Here is a 20,524-nt window from a genome sequence, read left to right as displayed (position 1 = left end):
ATTAACAATTCTTGCTATAATAAAAAAAGACTGAATCTATGAATAGGAAAAAGGAAAGGAGGGAAACGGATTGTGGCAGCAAAAGCCTTGGAATTGGAATACCGGTACCGGATCAACCATGTCGTCAACTACATGGAAGAGCATCTTACGGAGCCATTAACCCTTGAAGAAGTATCGGACGTGAGTGCCTACTCACCCTATCACTTTCATCGGGTGTTTAAAACGGTGATGGATGAGAATGTGCACGGGTTTATCCAGCGGATCCGCATTGAGAAGGCAATTAAGCTGTTATTGTTTCATCCAGGTAGAAGTATAACTGATATCGCCTTGGATTGCGGTCTGCAAACTCAGGCCCACTTTTGCAGAGTATTCCGCAAGCATACCGGTCTGAGCGCTTCTGAATACCGGGACAGATTTCGTCTGCGGACGATCGCAGAACGGTTTAGGGCTAAAGTCACCTTAGAGAAGTCCACCGAACTGTCCGGCAAGCTGGCAGAGCTTCCGATCGAGATTCGGAGCCTTGCTCCGATGAATACGATCTATGCCCGATATAGGGGGACTATCAATGAAGGAAGGATTAATTCGGATATTACAGGGCTCTTTGAGCATGTAGCCTCATGGTTGGTCGCGAGAGAAGCCTTGAATAAAGACAGCTTAACTGTCGGACTCATCTTAGACGACCCTTACATCACGCCGGATGGCAGACACAGGTACGATGCTTGTATTACAACGGAGCACCGGATGACACCGACTGGCGATCTGGGTGTCCGGACGATTCCCGGAGGCAAGTACGCCCTTGTGCAGTTGAAAGACAGACCGGATACGGTGAGAGATCTGCTCCACTTAGTCTCCACCGAGTGGCTTCCTCTAAGCCCGTATGTATGGGACGTCACGAGACCAGCCCTGGAAATTTTCTTCCCCAACTCGCTTGACCATACGGCAGGACAGTGGGAAATGGAATTTGGCATCCCTGTTAAACTAAATGAAGCCGGCTTCTGAGGTATCACGTACTGACGGTATTCCGTTGTGGCGGTAACGCCTGCCTATACTCCAGCTGTTTCGGGCAGGAGGTGATTATAGTCTAGCGCTGAAGAGCGACGGTACCGTTTAGTTACTCAGATTCCTGGTATTTCGTGCGCGATTTCCAATTCTTGCGGTGAATGCAACAGTTTGCACTTTTGGGGTACAGACAAGTCCAATCTTGGGGGGGAATGCTTACAGGATTACAATTATTATATAGTTCGCTAAACGTTATCTATCAAAACAGCGACAGCTAAGGACAGGAAATAGCGTCCTTGACTGTCGCTGTTTTGATTTCGGAGCTCAGTCCAATCCTTTATTTTAAGCTGACAACAGTAGTGCTATAACCCCAGCGTACTGCCTTTTTCCAGCCGCCGGATCTGCTGTTCGCCGCTATCCGCCAGTTCCCGGAACTGGTTGATCGTCTCCCGCATCTTGGGGAGGGCTTCCTGCTTATAGGTGCTGATAGAATCAAGCGCAGACAGGACATCTGTGAACGCCTGCTTCAAGGTGTCAGCGGAAATACTGGTTTCGAGCGATTGCTTGTGAATGGCCGCGCCCTGGTCTTTCAACATTTTGGAGGTGCCGCTGATCAGGTTGTTGGTGGTCTGGTTCAGCAGCTCGATCTTTTTGAGTACGATCCTCTGATTGTATAAGGCACTTGCGACCGTAACCGAAATTTTGAGCGCAGATACCGTGACGTTCCGTGCTCTGTCCACACCGCGGATCAGCTCTTTGTTGTTGCGTATTACGACTTCAATGGCCATGATCCCCTGCTGATTGACCACCAGCATCTGCTGCAGATCCATTACCCTCTGACGTAACGGGAATAGGACTTCTTCGGTGATGAACCGGATTTTATCCTCGTCTTCACTGCGCTGCTTAGCCGCCTCAATCTGCGTCTCGATCTCCTGATCCATCAGGATGCCGAGCTGAATTTCCTTTTTCAGCCGTTTAGTCAGCTCCCGCAGAGTCTGTTGCTCAATCTCTAAGGTGATATTGTCATTTTTCAGCACGCTTTTGCCTTTATCCAGAGACAGAATGATATCGGAGATGACACTATCCGCCTTCTGGTATTTGGCGAAGTAATTACGCAAGGGATGGAAGAACTTGCCCAGGAAGCCGCTTTTGGCGAAATCAACTGCACTCGGATCCAGATCCTTCAGCTGGAGATGCAGCTCTGTTAATCCCTTGGCGACCTGGCCGCCTTCATCACCGGTCTTGGAGAGATTACCTACAGATACCTGCAGGAGCGAATTCTTCTCCGAAGAGGAGCGCATGGTGCCCATCCCGAAGCTGTCAATCGACTGCAGCACTGATTTGCGTTTCTCCAGTGAATCGAAATCCAGGGCAAGAATATTGGATACATTATTGACCGCCTGTTCCTTCAGCTGCGTAACTTCCTCCGGCTCCGTCTGCACCTGCTCTTCGACGGCCTCTTTCAGCTTCTCAGGGCTGGGAATTTCCATTGAGAATGACATGGGAACCCTCCTTCGGGATTATGGGACTTACATTTGCACATTGAGCAGATTGCCGATTTTGTAGACCACATCTTCAGTATCTGCATTGATATTAGCCGCCTCGTTGATGCTTGAAATGCTCTCCAGCGCCTTGATGTTGGCGTTATATCCAATTGTATATACGGGGATTTTGTAGCTCTCAATCAATCCTCTGATCTCATCCAATGAATGTCCTTCGTTCGTCTCCCCGTCGCTAAGCACGAAGATCAGCGGTTTCATCTCCGGATGCAGCGCGAGCTCCTCCTTCAGCATCTTCATGGCCACGACCATTCCGTCAAAAGTAGCCGTCCCGCCGGCAGCCTGCAGGCTATTGATCGCCCCAACGAACATGGACTGATGATTGGTGTCGTATTTGCCGATCGGCAGATTAATCGTTACATCACTGGAGTAGGAGACAAACCCGATGCTGTTGTCCTTGCCCAGAAACTTCTGGCCCTTCAGCAGCGATTCCTTGAGCCGGTTCAGCGGTTCCCCGGCCATGCTGCCCGATACATCAGCAACAAATACTGCGGCAATCTGTTTGCTGCCGTCTTTTTTCTCCTTCCATAGCTTCTGGGCTGAGGAGAGGAGGGAGCCGTCCACCGGAGCCAGCTCGGACTTGTAATCATTCAGACCGTTAAAGCCTCTGTCTGAGGCTGCTGTCTGGTATTTGTCCTGCACGGCAAATTCGGCGAACTTGCGGATGATCTCCAGCTTCTCTTTTGGCAAATCACCCAGTGCATAGAGTGGACTGTCATGCCGTACCCCGAAGGGGGTAAACACATAACCGCTTGTCAGATCTGCCGCATTGACATACGTCTGATATTCCAGCACAAAAGCATCCAGCATGCCCGACTTCGCTGCGTCCCGCATCTGCAGGGTAGTGGAGGCAATGAAAGGCACATTCGCCTGGAACTTCTCAAAGCCTTGAACCGCCTTGTCCCCAAGCAGATCCGTACTGTCGAACGTGCCCAGTGCAGTCACGAGGAAATTCAATCCCGTGGAGCTGGCAAAAGGATCAGTGTAGCCCATCGCGAGCTCATTCGCTGCAATGGCATCGGTGATCGTCTTCACATTAATCGAGCCGTATTTGCCGACCAGCTGATCATATTTCTGCTTGCTCATGACCACCCCGGCCACATTGCCGGCCAGCCGCTCAGATACAAGTTCCGCTGAGATGCCGCTTGCCTTGACCATTTCACCCCATAGCTCATTGGACGAAGTGTAGGCGTCTGGCACATATTTGCCGGACCGGATATAATCTGCGGCTGTGCCTGATGCAATATTACGAATGCTGACCGAGACGGGCTTGCCGTCCACGAGGATACCCGCAGAGTTGAAGTCATTGGCCACTTCATTCAGCCAGCCGTCGTTGCCGGTGCCGGATTTCTCGGTCGAGGAGAAAATTTCGGCATAGCTGTCCGTTGTGCTGTTCACAGAAAGCGGGAATTTGGAGATATCGGGCAATGAATCGCCGACTGCTGCCGGATCAAGATCAATTTGCCCTTTTACAGGTGCGGTACTGCTCACGTTAATATCTTTATAGATCCTGTTCAGCCTTTTATCCGCATCTTCTGCAGAGATCTCTGTCTTGGATTTGCCCAAGTTCGCGGTCAGGCTGATTCCGAAGTAGACAAGCGCAAAGACGGACACGGCGATGAGGCCAAGTACGATGAATGTTTTGCCTTTCCCGGCCATAATCATCTTCCTTTCGTTACTGATAGAGTTTCGTCTGCCCGATCAGGGCGGTCAGCTCCTGCATGCAGGGCATTTCCAGAGCGGCGTCATAATCAGCACTTCCGAGCCGGGAGATCTCCAGCAGCAGCTGGTCCAGCTTCAGCAGAATCTCTTCGTTTGCTGCCAGACAGCCTTTGACATGGGTGAAATATTCGTTGAACAAGGCGTTTTTCTTCTGGATGAATGTACTTGTGAATCTGCCGGAGTTAATTGTACCCGTAAATTGCGAGAATTCGGCGGCATCGAATACGCTTAGTTTGTTCAGAATACTGCGGATATTCAGATACAGGAGCTTCTCCACTTCTTGAATCACTGTATGGAACTTCCGGAAACTGAGCTCCTCCCGCCCGAAACGCCCGGCAAGAACATTCAGCAGCGTCAGCTTTTTTTTATCCATCCGCTCCAGCTGATCCAGGGCCAGGGCGACATCCTCTTTCAGTACCCTCACATTACGGTAGCGGTAAAGTTCAGCTATATAGTCTTCCCGTGAATCGAGAGGAGGGACAGCGGGAACAATTGCCCGTTTGAAGAGCAGGGTATAACTCCCGTAAAGCACAATCAGCAGGCTGACAACGAGCAGGGTTACCCCTGTTGCAGTTTCAAGAGCACTGGACCCGCCGATAGCTATTCCCAGCAGTCCTGGCGATAAGATAGCAATGTTCAGAATGACGACTCCGGCAATTACGCCCAGCAGCTTCACAGGTCCGGAACTATTCAGGATTAACACCCCCTCCAAGAGTATATTTAGCTACTGCGCCTTTTGATTCGTAAATGGAGAGAAATACTGTGCATGTAACGTTTAGCATGTTGGGATTTTACATTTCCCCGCTGTGCTGTACTAATAATTGGAAGTATACTAGTCTAGTGGATAGGATAATTATGGGGAAAAGAAGAGTGCAAGGGGGAAAAGACTTTGCTTTTACGTAAAACAGTAATTCAGCTCATAGTATGTATACTGGTGGTGTCCGTATTCCTGCCTTCCGGCAAGGAAGCAGCTGCGGCGCCTGCGTTAAAAGTGGTAAGTGCATCCGGCGGTTCTGCGCATGGAATTGCGGCCTGGAGCGACGGGACAGTGACCGGCTGGGGATACAACAAACAAGGCCAGGTCGGCGACGGTACCAGCATTAATCAGTACGTTCCCAGAAGAGTGGAGGGTCTAAGCGGTATCGTGCAGGTGGCGGCAGGCGGGAATACATCCTTCGCGCTCAGCGGGGGCGGTGAGGTATGGGGCTGGGGTCAAGCCTACAGCAGCTTCATTCCGAATGACCCCATTCTGCCCGATCAAAGAAGGGAAGGTCCGGTTAAGCTCGAAGGTCTTCAGGACGTTTCATTCCTGACTACGGACGGCTCCAAGGGAATTGCTGTGAAAAAAGACGGGACCGCAATGCTATGGTATCCGTCCTATGATCAGGCTGACAGCAGGCTGGTTCAGATCCGGTATCAAGCGCTTGAAGGCGTTTCAGGAATTAAATCCGCTGTGATTAATGGTAACGATGCGTTGTTTCTTACCGGGGCTGGCAGTGTGAAGCAGATAAGCATCTATAACAGTGTCCTGAAACGGATGCGCCTTGGGAGTGATCCGGTCAGTGTAGGTACGCTGGCTTCATCTTCTATAACAAGTATGGCAGCATCGCAAGGTGAGGTGTTCCTGCTCCGAAGCGACGGCCAGATCCTGCGCTGGAACAAGGGGCTTCAAGCGACGTTACCCGTTGCCAATCTTAACGGCGTCTATCAGCTGCAGGCGGGATTCTACCGGCTCTATGTACTGAAGAAGAATGGGACAGTCTGGCAATGGAATTACAACTCAGGAGCGCAGGTTAAACCGTTTCAGGTAAAAGACGGAGACGGCATCACTAATATATGGGGAAGCAGCGGGAACTTCGGATTTGCCCAGAGCAAAGAGGGTGCTTTTCTCGGTTGGGGGGACGGTTTTGACTCGGGACTTGCGACTGGCAGCGGTACGACAACCAGGGATGAAGAGGGTTATGTCCTTGCACCGGTCCAGCATCCGCTAACTTTCGCCGTGAACGGGAAGCCGTTATATTTCTATGGAACCGCAGCAGTGATTGACGGCAAACTGTATGTTCCGTTGACCAGTGTATTCAAGGCGCTTGGTGTACAGGTCAGCAGGGGGATATCCAATCCGGATCCGAAGCTCGGCAATTATCATTTCACTGTCTGGTCCATTGTTTACGGGAATTCGACGATTCAGGTTAAGGTCAGCGATCCGCTCGAATTGTATATCAATGGCAAGAAATCAGGCCGTGAGTTTAAAATAGGCAGCTTGCCCGATAGCACAATATTCCCGCTGGAGGATATCTGCGGGATTCTGGGTATAGGCCTGCAATGGAATAAAGTCACAGGTGAAGTGAAGCTGGGGACTGCAGCAGCCCAATAAGATGAGTGCTGCTGGCACGTTGAACGGGCTGGGTTTCAGTTCTGGACATTCCGGTCTACAAGTTGTAAACTGAACTCAGTTGAGTCTACAACTTGTAGACCGAAAGGGCGTAATAACTTGAGCAGAAATGCATTAACCGAAATGGAGTCCAAATTTGCAGAACTGATCTGGAGCCATGAGCCGGTTCCTTCAGGCGAACTCGTGAAGCTGTGCGAGGCTGAACTGAACTGGAAGAAATCAACAACGTATACGATGTTGAAGCGTTTGGAGAGCAAAGGCATATGTGAGAACCGGAATGGCATAGTTACGGCAATTCTGAATAAAGAGGATTTCTACGCAGAACAGAGCAAGCAGTTCGTGGAGGAGACCTTCGAGGGTTCCTTGCCCAGGTTTCTGGCGGCGTTCACCAGGAGCCGGAAGCTTAGTGACAGCGAAGTAGATGCCTTTGTGAAGCTAATCAAGGAGCATAAGGAGGAATAGCCGTGGATCAGCTGTTGGAACACCTGATGAAGATGACTATTACAGGCAGCTACTGTATTGTAATTGTAATCCTTATGCGGCTGCTGCTCCGCAGGGTTCCCAAGATCTATTCCTATGCATTATGGTCCATAGTCTTGTTTCGGCTGATCTGCCCGTTCTCTTTCGAGAGTGCCATCAGTCTAATACCGGCGGAGGCGCAACAGATTTCAGTGAAATTGACGGCTTCACAAGCTGCTGCAGGGGCAGTCCTGCCGGATTCCCGGTCCGCTCAAGTCCTGCAGATACCGGAGGAGAGCCAAGGTGCTGCAAGCCTGCAGCCAGTGAATGCTGTATCACAGTCAGTGACTGCTACAGCTCAATCTGCAGACAGCCCGGCTTCCGGTAATCCGTGGGCCCAGACTGCGCTGTATATTTGGCTTACCGGGATTGGCATTATGCTTGTACACAGCCTGACTGCCACAATCCGCCTGAGACGCAGGCTGGAGAACGCTCGGCTCATATCCGGGAACATCTATGAAACCAGGCGGATCTCAACCCCGTTTGTCTCAGGTATGCTGAGACCGCGGATTTATCTTCCCCCGGGTCTGCAGGATCAGGAGCGGGCTTATATCATCAAGCATGAGCAGGTGCATATCCGCAGATTTGACCATATCATCAAGCCTCTAGCCTATGCAGTACTCTGTATCCACTGGTTCAATCCGCTGGTCTGGCTCGCATTCTTCCTGATGAGCGAGGATATGGAGAAATCCTGCGATGAGAGTGTAATCCGGCAGCTGGGCAGCGGAATCAAGCAGGATTATTCGCTTTCGCTGTTAGCTTTGTCAACCGGGAGACGTTTTACCTACGGCTCGCCGCTTGCTTTTGGAGAGAGTGGTACGAAAGGACGGATCCGCAATATTTTACATTACCGCAAACCCGCATTCTGGGTAGTCCTGCTCTGTATTGCCGGAACCGCCGGCATTAGCGTGGGACTGCTTGGCAACCCCAGACAGCAGGCAGAATTCACTGAAAGGGATTACGCAGAACAATACATTAAGGCGAATATTGCCTCCTATCAAAGAGCGGTGCCGGATCTAACTTTTGAGAATAGCACCATCACTACATTTGAGCGCATCGGTGAATTCGATCACCTGCTGGATACGCCTGTGCAGCTTTGGGCTTTGGAATACAGGCTGAAGCCGGATGATGCAGACAAATTAATGCAGCTGGGAAATATAAATATAGAAGACGGAATGCTTACCGAAGACGGGAGTATGGGCAAGCCGATACTTGTATTCTCCTATCAGGATTCTATACCGGAGTATCTGGGGGAGATCAGGAGCGGGGAGAACGACATGTCCCGGCCGGCCGGTCAGGAAACAGCTCTCCGCAAGTTCTTCGAAGGGAAAGGCATACTTCCGCATGAAACATTCAGCGGCAATCATATCCTGGTCAAATTTATTTTGACCGCTGGTGAGACCAGCCAGCTGTTATTATCCCAGCCTGTGAAGCAGGGAGAGCAAGGTATCTGGACCGTCGAACGCTGGATGGATACGCGCGGCAATGAGTATTACGAAACACCGGAGACGGAAGAGACTCTGGCTGCATACTATGCCGGCCTGCAGGCGGGAGCTGATGCGGGGACGGAACAGGCATGGCTTGACCCGCTTCAGGTGGCGGTTCAATATATCAGAACTGAACTGGGCCAGCCGGTATCCAGAGACAATCTTGTAGTAGATTATGAGGCAACTGCCGCAGATTTTGCAATTGCACCTGTGAGCAGCTTCCTTGGTTACGTTACAGGTCTTGCCATGGACAGCGACACATTGAATTTGGATCAGGTGGAGTGGCTGACGCTTGAAGATTCTGAACGTTTTGCCGCCCTGGGTATCACGGAGGAGGATCTGCCGGGAGGATTCTATATCCTCAACAAATATAAGATTAACGATCTCTACACTGTCACGGCGGAAACGGAGTATAAGCTGATAGACCGTGTGAATCCCGGATCGCTCCAAAGCGTCAGCAAAGCGGAGTTTATTGCGTATTATGAGCAGTTTACCGGCTTCGCCCCTCCATGTATGATTACGGTAAGCAATAACACGGTTAATACCGTCACAGAGGTTTATGTTCCGTATCACCACAAATTTTAAGAATTAAGGGTTGACGCCAGCTCACTTGACGTGTAACATATGAACAGTCGTCAACCCGATAATTACATATTGTTCTCGTATAACCTCGCAGCCATCAGGTACATCAGGGCGAGGGTTTCTACAGGAAGCCTACTCTTCCTAACTACGATGATAAGGACTTTGTTACACAGGTCCCTATCCCGGAGTTAGGATTATTTGCGTGTTGCGGCCGACACAACAGAGATTCAGGAGGCATAATTGAAATGAAAGATATGAAATACTTAATCTCCGTGCTCATAGGTGCTATGAGCTACGGCATTTTATCCACAATCGTCGTATTAGCATACGGAGAAGGCTATAAGCTGGGCGAAGTTGTTGGTACCCAGCTGCTGACCGGCTGCATTCTCGCCTGGCTGCTGGCCTTATATACCAAGGTTAGAGAGAACCGCAAACAGCGCAGCCGTACCAATACTGCGGCCACGGCTGCTGTCAGCAAGGCTCCGGCCATGAAGCTGGCCTGGAAACACAGATTGCTGCTAATGCTCGCCGGCGCGCCAACAGTGGTTACCGGTCTGCTGTACTACCAGTCCCTCCGGTATATTCCGGCGTCGCTCGCCATTATTCTCCTGTTCCAGTTCACCTGGATCAGCGTGCTGATCCAGGCTGTAAGCAAACGTCAGCGCCCCGATAAGATCACTGTGCTAACCTTGATCCTGCTGTTCGGGGGAACGCTGCTGGCAGCCGGAATTCTGAATCAGGGAGCTGCCGAGTTTAACGCACTCGGGCTTATGCTCGGGCTGTTATCTGCAGTAAGCTATTCCATGTTCATTATCTTCAGCGGCAAAGCCGTTCCGGCTGCGCATCCGGCTTACCGTAGCGCCTGGATGGTTACCGGCGGCCTGCTGCTGCTGTTCATCCTGTTCCCGCCATACTTCCTGTTTAACGGTTTGCTGTGGAGTCAGCTGCTGCTGTTCGGCTTCCTGCTTGGATTGTTCGGCGCCTTTATCCCGCCAGTCCTGTTCGCCATCGGTGTTCCGCATATTGGCGGAGGCATGGCTGGTATTCTGGGTGCTGCTGAACTGCCGGTTGCCGTGCTGCTGTCCTCGTTCGTACTGCATGAGCATGTGAGCGGCCTGCAGTGGACCGGAGTGGTTCTGGTGCTGATCGGAGTCGTACTGCCGGAGCTGTATAAGCTGCGCTGGAGAAATTCCCGGTCTGTCACTTCATCATCCGTTTAAGTTCTTATTCAACCGTAACATGAAGCAGAGGATTAATTTCCGTATTACCCGGAAATCAATCCTCTGCTTATTTACATACGAAGAATGTTCCAATCATCCGGGCGGAACAATCGTTCATTGAAAGCGCAAACATTTTTGTTGCCAAAAGTGAAATAGAGTGCTATTCTGAATTTGGGATTGTTACTGAAAAGGCAAAACCCAAAACATGGTCACGTGTTTTGGGTTTTGCCTTTCTTTATGTTAAGGCCTGCGGGACGCCGCGGGAATCCTTGATTAATCCGTCTACATCCTGTATTGATGAATGAAATTCGGGATAAAGGAGGGCAGAGGGTTGATTATCGAAAAAATTTTCAATAATAATGCCATTATTGCCAAGGATTCAGGCAAAGATGAGCTGGTGGTCATGGGACGCGGCATCGGATTCAAGAAGAACGCCGGCGATCCGGTGGATATATCCCTGATTGAGAAGACGTTTGTACTGAAGCAGAATGATGCTTCGGAGAAATTCAAAGCATTAATGGCAGATGCGCCCGCCGAATATGTAGCTTTAAGCTACGATATTATCGAATATGCCAAGCATTCCCTGAAGGTGCGCCTAAGCGATTATATCTATGTTACATTAACGGATCATTTGACCCATGCACTTAGGCTCTGGGACCAGGGGATCCGCAATACCAATCCGCTCATCTGGGAGATACAGCGCTGTTATCCCAAGGAATATGGTATCGCACTTCAAGCCTTGCAGATCATTGAGGGTTATACCCGCATCCGCCTGCCGGAGGATGAAGCCGGCAATATTGCCCTGCATCTGATCAATGCGCAAATAAACAGCTCCGGTCATAGAATTGCTGATGTCACCAGACAGACGCAACAGATCGATGACATTCTCAATATTGTTAAGTATTCCTATAACAACGAGATTGATGAGAGTTCGGTCAGCTATGAACGGTTCATTACGCATCTGCGGTATTTTTTTCAGCGGTCACGCAAGAAGGAAGCGGTGGAGTCGGTTGATGATTTTCTGCTTAAGCAGGTACGGACCAAATACAAAAAGGCGCATAGCTGTGTACTCAAAATTGAGCAGTACCTGGACACCCGGCTTCTGGATGAGGAAAGACTGTACTTGACGATTCACATTCAGCGGGTAACACAAAGACAAACTGAATAAAACCTTTGGATTGTTACTGGTCATGCAGGCGAAACCAAATCGGCAGAATATTGCCGTGTGGTTTCGTTTTTTGTTTTTTAATCGGGAATGGGAGGGTTTAGGATGAAATATGATGCACTCGCGAATGAAATTATCAGGAATGTCGGCGGCAAAGAAAATGTTAACGGATTAACCCACTGTGTGACCCGTCTGCGCTTCAAACTTAAGAACGACACACTGGCGAACACAGATGTGCTGAAAAATATGGATGGAATCGTTACAGTCATCCAGAGCGGCGGCCAATATCAGGTTGTCATCGGCAATCATGTATCTGAGGTCTATGCCCAGGTTATGGCTGCTGGCGGATTCCAGGAAGACGGGTCAGAGGCAGCCACGGCCGGTAAAACAAGCCTGTTCAACAGGTTTATCGATACGATCTCCGGGGTATTCTCTCCGACGCTTGGTGTGCTGTGCGCAACAGGAATGATTAAGGGGTTCACTGCCCTGTTTGTGACGCTGGGACTGATTACGAATACTTCGGGTACCTACCAGATTCTTAATGCGCTTGGGGACTGCCTGTTCTATTTCTTCCCGATTTTCCTCGGGTATACGTCGGCGAAGAAGTTTGGCGCCAACATCTTTATCGGAATGGCTATTGGTGCTACATTGGTGTATCCGACATTTAGCAGCACCATGGCAACCGGCGAGCCGCTCTATACGCTGTTTAGCGGAACGCTGTTTGAATCCCCGGTGTACATTACGTTCCTGGGAATCCCGGTAATCCTGATGTCGTATACCTCCAGCGTTATTCCGATCATCATCTCAACCTTTGTAGGCTCTAAGCTGGAAAGCTTCTTCAAGAAAGTGATTCCGAGTGTGGTGCGCACCTTCCTGGTTCCGTTCTTCACCCTGCTCGTCACCGTTCCGCTGGCACTGATTGCGATTGGTCCAATCTCCACGTGGGCAGGACAACTGCTGGGAGAGGGAACCTTGTTCCTCTACAATCTCAGTCCGGTTATTGAAGGCTTGCTGGTTGGCGCGTTCTGGCAGGTATTCGTCATCTTCGGCCTGCACTGGGGTCTGGTTCCGATTGCGCTCAACAACATGGCTGTGCTGAAATCCGATCCGATTCTGGCAGCTTCCTTCGGGGCTTCCTTTGCCCAGACCGGTGCCGTGCTGGCCATTCTGCTGCGGACTAAGAACGTCAAGCTCAAGTCATTGTCTATTCCGGCAATCATCTCAGGCATCTTCGGTGTCACTGAACCTGCTATATACGGGATTACGCTGCCGCGCAAGAAGCCGTTTGTCTTAAGCTGTGTCGCTGCGGCAGTCGGGGGCGGTATTGTCGGTCTGATGGGCACCAAGGGCTATATTCTCGGCGGTCTGGGCATCTTCGGCATCCCAAGCTATATCAGTCCGGACGGTATGGATAAAGGCTTCTACGGGGCAATTGCGGCGATTGTAATCAGCTTCATTCTAGGTTTTATTCTGGTATTCTTCTCCGGATTTAAGGATGAAGAGGCTGCAGAGAGCAAGAGCACAGGCACCCCGCGCAATACGCTGGTGAAGCAGGAGACTGTGGGAAGTCCGCTGAAGGGCCAGGTCCGAGCGCTGTCCGAGCTGACAGACGAAGCTTTCTCTACAGGAGCCATGGGTAAGGGCATCGCGATTGAGCCGCTGGAAGGCAAAGTATACTCACCGGTAGACGGGGTACTGACCACATTGTTTGCATCCGGGCATGCCATAGGGATCACCAGTGATAACGGGGTCGATATTCTGATTCATGTGGGCAAGGATACCGTCAAATTAAAGGGCAAATACTTCACCCCAAAGGCCAAGCAAGGAGATCTGGTCAAAAAAGGCCAGCTGCTGATGGAGTTTGATGTAGCGGCGATCAGAGAGGCCGGCTATACCCTGACCACGCCGGTCATTATTTCGAATTCCGCCGAGTATCTCGATGTGATTGAGACGGACCTGAAGAGCATTGATTACAGGGAGAATCTGCTGACTGTCATGATCTGATCTGTTCAATGAAACCCCAAACGAGGAGGAACTATAATGAGCACAATGTACAAAAGTTTTCCGGAGGATTTCCTGTGGGGCGGCGCAACCGCTGCCAATCAGCTGGAGGGCGGATTCGATGCTGGAGGCAAGGGATTAAGCACTGCCGATGTGATTACCGCCGGAACGCATACAGTATCCAGAAGAATCACCCCGGTATTGGAAGCCGGTTCTAATTATCCGAGCCATGAGGCAGTGGATTTCTATCACCGCTACAAGGAGGATATCGCTTTGTTTGCCGAAATGGGCTTCAAAGTATTCCGCTTGTCCATCGCCTGGTCACGGATTTTCCCGAATGGGGATGATGCGCAGCCGAATGAGGAGGGTCTTCAATTCTACGATCAGGTCTTTACCGAACTCAAAAAGCATCAGATCGAACCGCTGGTAACGATCTCCCATTATGAAGCCCCTTTCCACCTGGCTGAAGCCTATAACGGGTGGGCCGACCGCAGAACGATTGACTTCTATGTCCGTTATTGTGAAGTGATCTTCAACAGATACAGGGACAGTGTGAAATACTGGCTGACCTTCAACGAAATCAATATTCTGACGATGCCGTTCGGAACATTCATGGCAGGAGCGATCATGCCGCAGGGCAATGCAGAGCTCGGCACTTCGGCAATCGGCGACAATGAGCAACTGCGTTATCAGGCGCTGCATCACCAGTTCCTCGCGAGCGCCAAAGCCGTGAAGCTGGGGCATGAGATCAATGAGAAGTTCCAGATCGGCTGCATGATTGCCTACATGTGTTCTTACCCGCTGACCTGTAATCCGGAAGACGTTCTGCTGGCGCAGCAAAAGGATAATCTGAGCAATTTCCTCTGCTCGGATGTACAGGTCAGAGGTGCATATCCGGGCTTCGCCACAAGATATTTCAAGGAGAAGAATATTAAGCTTCAGCAGGAGGAGGATGACGAGCAGACGCTGCGGGAAGGCTGTGTAGATTTCTACACCTTCAGCTACTATTCATCCACCTGCGTGAGCGCAGCGCCGGATCAGGAGGCTATCGGCGGCAATCTGTCGATGGGGCTGAAGAATCCATATCTGCAGGCGAGCGCATGGGAATGGCAGATTGACCCTCAAGGGCTCAGATGGTCCCTGAACCATATTTACAACCGGTATGGTATTCCTATGATGGTAGTGGAGAATGGACTTGGCGCTGTAGATACCGTTGAAGCGGACGGTTCAATCCAAGACGGTTACCGGATCGATTATTTGCGGGAACATGTCAAGACCATGGGTGAAGCGCTGGAGGACGGGGTAGAATTGATCGGCTACACTCCGTGGGGCTGCATTGATCTGGTCAGTGCAGGAACAGGCGAAATGAAGAAGCGCTACGGATTCATCTACGTCGACAAGGACAATGAAGGGAACGGCACACTGGCCAGATCCCGCAAAGACAGCTTTTACTGGTACAAGAATGTAATCGCCAGCAGCGGAACACAGCTGGATTAATCAGGCTATCAGCAATGAGTTCATAAGCATAGCAGCCAAACAAGTGCTTCTGCACTGCTTGGCTGCTATTTGATTTTGTAACGAGCATGCTTGCACAAGATGAAGATTCGGACTCGGCCCATTCTTGATGAAAACGATCATTATCGCCCTGATCGGGCTGCCTTCAGCTATTCCGGTGATTCAGTTCGGACTCCCAAGCAGCCAGTTCATGGCTTTTGGGACAGCTCCTTTTTGTTGTGTATGAGCTCTTTAGTCCAGGCGGCACGGGATTTTTCATCAGTCCTTGCTGCTGCACACGGCGATATAATTCAGGTCCTTGCCGGTTGTATTGAAGAAGGTATACATCTTCTTGAACTGGGCGCGGTTTTCTTTTTTGAGTGCATTCTTGAAAATACGCAGTGTACCGGGGACGCCTTCATCACGAATCATGCCTTTAACACTCATCAGCGACATGGTGCCTGTAGAATGTTCGATCTTCTTGAATCCGGTGGAGTTGAACAGTCCTTCCCACTCTGCCACAGGCAGCGGCTCTACATTAATATGAATTGTCCGGCGCAGCTCCGCCAGCTCCCCGGCCATGTTATTCTTCGCAAAAGTGATGTCATGCGTAAGCAGAACCCCGCCCGGCTTCAGCACACGGAAATATTCAGCTACAGCCTTCTGCTTCGCCGCCTGATTCAGCATGGTCAGCATCGCTTCGTTAATGACGACGTCGAAGCTGTTATCCTCAAAAGGCAGCTTCATCGCATTGGCCTGTCTGACCTGAATGTACCCCTCCAGATTGGCATCTCTAATATTCTTCTCAGCCTTCTCAAGTGCCCTGGGGTCCATATCAATCCCGGTAATCTGGCACTTATACTCCCGCGCAAGCTGGATAGAGGTGGTACACATGTTGCAGGCCACTTCCAGCACACGGCTGTCTTTAGTCAGCTTCGCATGCCGGATCAACCAGTTCGTAGCAGCGACACCGCCGGGACGCAGCCGCTTTTTACCCAGTTTGGCCAGGAAATTATGCCCTACTTCCTTTTTCAACATGTCTCAGCTCCTTCTTCTCCGGTTTGACCACAATCAGCAGCATTTGGAAGGCTTCGGTAGCATACAGCGCATGGGGAATATTAGCCGGCAAAATGATCGTTTCTCCTGCCAGCACCGTGTAGGGTTTATCCGCAATGGTGATCTGAGCCTCGCCCGACAGAATATTCACCATGGCATCGCCCGGGGAGGAGTGGCCGCCAATCGATGAGCCTTTATCCAGGGAGATCAGTGTCATGGCGAGACTGGAGCGCTGTACCAGGGTCAGGCTCGATACCTGCTGCTCCTCCACCGTAATGATCTTCCGTAAATCCATAACTTCAGCTTGCGGCAATCTTTTAATATAGTGTTCTTGCTCCATATGATCTACCTCCAGGTTATATGCTGATTTGCAGAAATTTGCAGCTGCTCTGCGCAGCGAATTCATGCCAGGTACCGGCTTGGACGATTACCGCTGCCCCGGCGGTTAATGGACAGGGCTGCTCTCCTATGAGCATGTGAAGCTCTCCCTCCAGTACGTGAATGAGCTTGGATCTGGGCGAGGTCTCCGAGCTGATGGTCTCATCCTTATCCATGCCGTATAGTACCCATTCAGGTGCTTCAGCGGCTTGGCCCGAACCTTCTGTGATATTCAGTGTTCTGCTCGATATCTGATAGGGCCGGATGCTAATCATGTCATTGAAATAAAATACTGTGCCTGCAGTCATTCCGCTCATGCCGTCCTCCTGTATATATTGAATGATTCTTAACATTTGGTATAATGAGATGAGGTGAGAATCGTTCTCATTTATTAAATTGTAGCAGAGTTTGTACAATGACTCTGTTGCCATGGCAACAGGAGGCGGATAAATGTGCAGCAATATATGAACAAAATCCAAAGCACGGTCTTATTTAAAGGATTTATGATCAGTGAGGTGCAGCAGGCACTGGGCTGTCTTCAGGGTACCATCAAGGATTTCGCCAAGAAGGATGTCATCTTCAAACAGGAGGAATATCTGGTTTCGGCGGGTATTATTCTCCAGGGAAATGTATTGCTGTGCAAAGAGAATAGTTCGGGCATGCGCTTCATATTCTCGGAGCTTGAGAGCGGGGAGATTATCGGGGAGACCGCCCTTCGTCTGGAGCAGGAGCCCAGCGGCTACGAAGCGGTTGCAGGCTCGGCGTGCCGGGTGCTGTTCATCAAGATTAACAAAATTGTACGTCCGGGCCAGGCGACCTGCCATTTGAGAAGCCGGATTATTGAGAATATGCTGACCTTGCTGCTTGAGAATAACCGGTCGATGTATCAGAAGCTTGACCTGGTCTCACACAAATCACTGCGGGAACGGATTATCCACTACTTCAGCCTGCAGGCCCAAAAAAATAATTCGCCCGTCTTTGAAATTCCATTCAGCCGGAATGATCTGGCGGATTACCTGACTGTGGACCGGAGTGCCTTATCCAGAGAGTTGCAGCGGATGGCACAGGATGGACTGATCCGGTTTACACGGAACCAGTTTGAATTGCTGAAGGCAGATTATGAGAAGCAGTGGTGGAAGAATCAGTGGTAAAAGCATGCGGACTCCTGTAAGTACAGATTGACAATCTGTACTTTTGGATATATTGTAGATACATTAAGTCTTTGATTTAAGGTGTTTACTTCCGGTCCAATTAACCAGAACAATCTGTAGAAGTTAAAGTGGAGGGCGTAGTCCGCTTTTATTAAGGACTTAATATATCTTTAATATATTTTATAACAAGAGAGACAGGTGGAGACGGAATGAAAAGCAGACCCGGATTAATTATATCTTCGCTGGTCATCGCGAATTTCCTCGGGCAGCTGATGCAGACGATGCTGAATACGGCATTGCCCAGAATGATGCTGGATTTGGGGATTAATGAAGGCAGGGCCCAGTGGCTGATTACAGTATACTATCTGACTGCAGGCATAACGGTGCCTGTTGCCGGATTTTTAATCGGAAGATTCACGACAAGAGGTTTATTCTTCACTTCGGCAAGTGTCTTTGCAGCAGGCACACTGATCGCGGGAATATCCCCGGACTTTATCCTTATTCTGGGCGGGCGTATTATTCAGGGTTTGGGCGCAGGACTGCTGATGCCTCTGTTCCAGACAACGATTCTAAGGGTGTTCCCGAAGGGGAAGATAGGCTCGGCTATGGGGTTAATCGGACTGGTAATGGGCCTGGCTCCGGCGCTGGGTCCGACCCTGTCAGGATTAGTCGTTCAGGATCACTCCTGGCGGATTCTCTTCTATGCATTGCTGCCTGTAGTGATAGCCAATCTGCTGCTCGCTGCGTTCAGTCTGCAGAATGTGGGGGAGAGACACCGGGAGAAGCTGGACTACATATCTATTCTATTATCAACAACCGGATTTGCCGGTCTGTTATATGGTGTTAATCTGGCAGGGGATCAAAGTGCCCCGCGGGTATGGGCAGGGGCCGTTATCCTAAGCGGGATATTGTTCATAATTCTATTTATCAGGCGTCAGCTGAAGCTTACCGTTCCATTGCTGGATTTCAGGCTGTTCAAGAGCAGGAGCTTTAGCCTTGCCTCAATCATTGGAGTGCTGATGTTCATTGTAATGGTGGGTGCTGAGCTGCTGATTCCGTTATATGTGCAGAATGTCCGGGGGCTGACGCCAAGTGAGTCAGGTCTGATGCTGCTGCCGGGTGCGCTGCTGCTGGGGTGTACCAGTGTAATCTCCGGAAAAATATATGACCGCTATGGAGTGAAGATAGTGCTTCGCGGCGGGTTTACCCTCATTGCCGGGGTATCTTTGCTAATCTCGCTTATGTTATCCCAGGATTCATCCATACTTATACTCGCTGTGCTCTATGTATTTCTAATGGTGGGAATCGGGTTTATTATGACCCCTGTTACCGCCTATGCGATGGCAAGTGTACCTCCTCAGATGATTGCACATGCCTCTCCAATGACGATTTCGATCCGCTCGTTAGCCAGCTCTATGGGAGGGGTTCTGCTGATAGCCATAATGACGATTACGATGAATTACAGTTCTTTCACATTCCCGGTGAATATGATGCAGGGATTCCATGCCGCTTTTTGGTGCCTGACCGTAGTAGCCATAGCCGGATTAGGTTTATCGTTTAATCTGAAGGGGCTGACTCATTCGTAAAGAATAGTTAAGGGGATATTCACTTTACGCAGATCGTCCATGGTTTTAACGACAATAATCCATGTTCAAAATGGGGAGATGAATCTATTATATTAGTAATGGTGATAATGATTATCATTATTAATAAATGATGGAGAGTGGTAGCAGGCTATGATTAAGAGAATAACAGGTTTGGTACTTGCTGGTGTTATGGCGCTGGGTATCGTTTCTGCCGCAGGTGTAAATGTCGCACCTGTGGGCGTTGCGGAAGCCGCACAGGCAACGCAAAAGATTACCTATAAAGGCAAGGTATACACCGTTCCGGCCAAAACCAATAATATTGTCATTACCGGTGCAGTAGAGGCGCTGGAAGACGCACTGGTACTCAATTTCAAACCCAAGGGAGCATTGACTGTCGGCGGTGAGTTCCCTTCAATCTTTTCCAAAATAACAAGCGGCGTAACAGCGATCGGGGAAAAGGCAGAACCTGACCTGGAAGCGATCCTGAAGCTCAAACCGGATATTATCCTCAGCAGCACGAAGTTCCCGGCGGAGACCAATGAGAAGCTGGCGAAGATCGCGACTACGATTCCAGTATCGCATATCGCGACCGATTGGATGGACAACCTGAAGCTGCTCGCAGCACTTACGGGCAAACAGAAGGAAGCGACCACTGCGATTCTGAAATACCAGAAGGAACTGAAGGAAGCCAAAGTGAAGCTTGCGCCGAAGCTCAAGGACAAGAAGGTCATTGCTCTGCGCATCCGTTCAGGCAGCCTGTTCCTCTATCCGCAGGACGTATTCTTTAACCGCTCCCTGTATGCCGACCTGGGTGCAACCGTGCCGAAGGAAGTGCAGCAGGTCAAAGCCCAGCAGAATATTTCCCTTGAATCCTTTGCGGCAATCAATCCGGATTACATCTTTGTACAGTTCTCGGCGGATGAGAACAAAGACAATCCTAAGGCACTGGAAGAGCTGCAGAAGAACGCCATCTGGAAGAGCCTGAAAGCTGTGAAGGGCGGCAATGTATTTGTCAATCTGGTTGATCCGCTGGCACAAGGCGGAACTGCATTCAGCAAGTTCTCCTTCCTTGAAGCCCTGATGAAGACCAAACTGTACACAGGGAAGTAAGATTAATTCCAGCCAGTATATGCAAATGGAAGAAAACAGGAGAGAGCCCAGGCCGGCTCTCTTTTTGCTGCACCAAAAGCGGGTGCAATTTATTGCTGAATTA

General features: G+C 50.2%; 17 protein-coding genes and 1 riboswitch. Of the genes, 11 read left to right on the top strand and 6 right to left on the bottom strand.

From position 1 onward, the window contains the following. Positions 1 to 72 precede the first annotated feature (72 nt). On the top strand, positions 73 to 999 hold the full coding sequence (locus NYE33_RS25045) for an AraC family transcriptional regulator (RefSeq protein ID WP_083705572.1): 927 nt from the start codon (positions 73 to 75) through the stop codon (positions 997 to 999). A 362-nt stretch (positions 1,000 to 1,361) separates the two neighbouring features. Here the strand turns inward: NYE33_RS25045 and NYE33_RS25040 are convergent, their stop codons facing one another. From NYE33_RS25040 to NYE33_RS25030, 3 genes are read right to left on the bottom strand one after another with little or no spacing between them, the layout of a single operon-like run. Next, positions 1,362 to 2,501 carry a toxic anion resistance protein gene (locus NYE33_RS25040; RefSeq protein ID WP_042136815.1) on the bottom strand — a complete coding sequence of 380 codons (1,140 nt, stop codon included), beginning with the start codon at positions 2,499 to 2,501 and terminating at the stop codon, positions 1,362 to 1,364. A 27-nt stretch (positions 2,502 to 2,528) separates the two neighbouring features. Further along, positions 2,529 to 4,217, bottom strand: a complete 1,689-nt coding sequence (locus tag NYE33_RS25035; RefSeq protein ID WP_076244798.1) for a vWA domain-containing protein — start codon at positions 4,215 to 4,217, stop codon at positions 2,529 to 2,531. A gap of 16 nt (positions 4,218 to 4,233) precedes the next feature. Further along, positions 4,234 to 4,956 carry a hypothetical protein gene (locus tag NYE33_RS25030; RefSeq protein WP_340946185.1) on the bottom strand — a complete coding sequence of 241 codons (723 nt, stop codon included), beginning with the start codon at positions 4,954 to 4,956 and terminating at the stop codon, positions 4,234 to 4,236. Positions 4,957 to 5,169: 213 nt separating this feature from the next. On the opposite strand from NYE33_RS25030, the gene NYE33_RS25025 reads away from it, so the two are divergent. The 7 genes from NYE33_RS25025 (at position 5,170) to NYE33_RS24995 (ending at position 15,143) form a co-directional block, all read left to right on the top strand. After that, the gene (locus tag NYE33_RS25025; RefSeq protein ID WP_076244800.1) at positions 5,170 to 6,654 is read left to right on the top strand and encodes a stalk domain-containing protein; all 1,485 of its coding nucleotides are present in this window, start codon (positions 5,170 to 5,172) and stop codon (positions 6,652 to 6,654) included. Positions 6,655 to 6,795: 141 nt separating this feature from the next. After that, entirely contained in the window at positions 6,796 to 7,134 is a 339-nt protein-coding gene (locus NYE33_RS25020) for a BlaI/MecI/CopY family transcriptional regulator (protein WP_218639456.1), read from the top strand. Between the two features lie 2 nt (positions 7,135 to 7,136). Next, on the top strand, positions 7,137 to 9,263 hold the full coding sequence (locus NYE33_RS25015) for a M56 family metallopeptidase (protein ID WP_341068067.1): 2,127 nt from the start codon (positions 7,137 to 7,139) through the stop codon (positions 9,261 to 9,263). 55 nt (positions 9,264 to 9,318) lie between these two features. Next, positions 9,319 to 9,428, top strand: a riboswitch (purine riboswitch). Between the two features lie 86 nt (positions 9,429 to 9,514). Further along, positions 9,515 to 10,480, top strand: a complete 966-nt coding sequence (locus tag NYE33_RS25010) for an EamA family transporter (RefSeq protein WP_076244989.1) — start codon at positions 9,515 to 9,517, stop codon at positions 10,478 to 10,480. 331 nt (positions 10,481 to 10,811) lie between these two features. Then, positions 10,812 to 11,648, top strand: a complete 837-nt coding sequence (gene licT, locus NYE33_RS25005; protein WP_076244808.1) for a BglG family transcription antiterminator LicT — start codon at positions 10,812 to 10,814, stop codon at positions 11,646 to 11,648. Between the two features lie 102 nt (positions 11,649 to 11,750). Beyond that, entirely contained in the window at positions 11,751 to 13,649 is a 1,899-nt protein-coding gene (locus NYE33_RS25000; protein WP_341068065.1) for a beta-glucoside-specific PTS transporter subunit IIABC, read from the top strand. 45 nt (positions 13,650 to 13,694) lie between these two features. Beyond that, positions 13,695 to 15,143 carry a 6-phospho-beta-glucosidase gene (locus tag NYE33_RS24995; RefSeq protein ID WP_445669823.1) on the top strand — a complete coding sequence of 483 codons (1,449 nt, stop codon included), beginning with the start codon at positions 13,695 to 13,697 and terminating at the stop codon, positions 15,141 to 15,143. Positions 15,144 to 15,419: 276 nt separating this feature from the next. Here the strand turns inward: NYE33_RS24995 and NYE33_RS24990 are convergent, their stop codons facing one another. Genes NYE33_RS24990 through NYE33_RS24980 form a run of 3 tightly spaced genes read right to left on the bottom strand, consistent with a single transcriptional unit; the run spans position 15,420 to position 16,927 of the window. Beyond that, complete coding sequence (locus NYE33_RS24990; RefSeq protein WP_197074394.1) at positions 15,420 to 16,175, bottom strand: methyltransferase domain-containing protein; 756 nt, start codon at positions 16,173 to 16,175, stop codon at positions 15,420 to 15,422. Beyond that, positions 16,153 to 16,536, bottom strand: a complete 384-nt coding sequence (locus NYE33_RS24985) for a cupin domain-containing protein (RefSeq protein WP_042136830.1) — start codon at positions 16,534 to 16,536, stop codon at positions 16,153 to 16,155. The genes NYE33_RS24990 and NYE33_RS24985 overlap by 23 nt, the downstream gene beginning before the upstream one ends. 16 nt (positions 16,537 to 16,552) lie before the next feature. Further along, complete coding sequence (locus NYE33_RS24980; RefSeq protein ID WP_340946173.1) at positions 16,553 to 16,927, bottom strand: cupin domain-containing protein; 375 nt, start codon at positions 16,925 to 16,927, stop codon at positions 16,553 to 16,555. 111 nt (positions 16,928 to 17,038) lie between these two features. Between NYE33_RS24980 and NYE33_RS24975 the strand changes: the two genes are divergently transcribed. The 3 genes from NYE33_RS24975 (at position 17,039) to NYE33_RS24965 (ending at position 20,421) form a co-directional block, all read left to right on the top strand. Next, on the top strand, positions 17,039 to 17,725 hold the full coding sequence (locus tag NYE33_RS24975) for a Crp/Fnr family transcriptional regulator (protein ID WP_256703905.1): 687 nt from the start codon (positions 17,039 to 17,041) through the stop codon (positions 17,723 to 17,725). A gap of 209 nt (positions 17,726 to 17,934) precedes the next feature. Continuing rightward, a complete protein-coding gene (locus tag NYE33_RS24970) occupies positions 17,935 to 19,311 on the top strand; it encodes a DHA2 family efflux MFS transporter permease subunit (RefSeq protein WP_042136835.1) in 1,377 nt (458 codons plus the stop codon). 150 nt (positions 19,312 to 19,461) lie between these two features. Continuing rightward, complete coding sequence (locus NYE33_RS24965; protein WP_039303485.1) at positions 19,462 to 20,421, top strand: ABC transporter substrate-binding protein; 960 nt, start codon at positions 19,462 to 19,464, stop codon at positions 20,419 to 20,421. Positions 20,422 to 20,524 lie beyond the last annotated feature (103 nt).

Origin of the sequence: Paenibacillus sp. FSL R10-2199 (assembly GCF_038000235.1) — a bacterium.
Taxonomy (GTDB): Bacteria; Bacillota; Bacilli; order Paenibacillales; family Paenibacillaceae; genus Paenibacillus_AQ; species Paenibacillus_AQ phytohabitans.
This window is presented reverse-complemented; position numbering and strand designations above follow the sequence as displayed.

Coding starts and splice junctions, on each gene's coding strand:
- NYE33_RS25040 (WP_042136815.1), bottom strand. CDS start 2,501: ATGTCATTCTCAATGGAAATTCCCAGCCCTGAGAAGCTGAAAGAGGCC.
- NYE33_RS25035 (WP_076244798.1), bottom strand. CDS start 4,217: ATGGCCGGGAAAGGCAAAACATTCATCGTACTTGGCCTCATCGCCGTG.
- NYE33_RS25020 (WP_218639456.1), top strand. CDS start 6,796: ATGGAGTCCAAATTTGCAGAACTGATCTGGAGCCATGAGCCGGTTCCT.
- NYE33_RS25010 (WP_076244989.1), top strand. CDS start 9,515: ATGAAATACTTAATCTCCGTGCTCATAGGTGCTATGAGCTACGGCATT.
- NYE33_RS25000 (WP_341068065.1), top strand. CDS start 11,751: ATGAAATATGATGCACTCGCGAATGAAATTATCAGGAATGTCGGCGGC.
- NYE33_RS24995 (WP_445669823.1), top strand. CDS start 13,695: ATGTACAAAAGTTTTCCGGAGGATTTCCTGTGGGGCGGCGCAACCGCT.
- NYE33_RS24985 (WP_042136830.1), bottom strand. CDS start 16,536: ATGGAGCAAGAACACTATATTAAAAGATTGCCGCAAGCTGAAGTTATG.
- NYE33_RS24980 (WP_340946173.1), bottom strand. CDS start 16,927: ATGTTAAGAATCATTCAATATATACAGGAGGACGGCATGAGCGGAATG.
- NYE33_RS24975 (WP_256703905.1), top strand. CDS start 17,039: ATGAACAAAATCCAAAGCACGGTCTTATTTAAAGGATTTATGATCAGT.
- NYE33_RS24970 (WP_042136835.1), top strand. CDS start 17,935: ATGAAAAGCAGACCCGGATTAATTATATCTTCGCTGGTCATCGCGAAT.
- NYE33_RS24965 (WP_039303485.1), top strand. CDS start 19,462: ATGATTAAGAGAATAACAGGTTTGGTACTTGCTGGTGTTATGGCGCTG.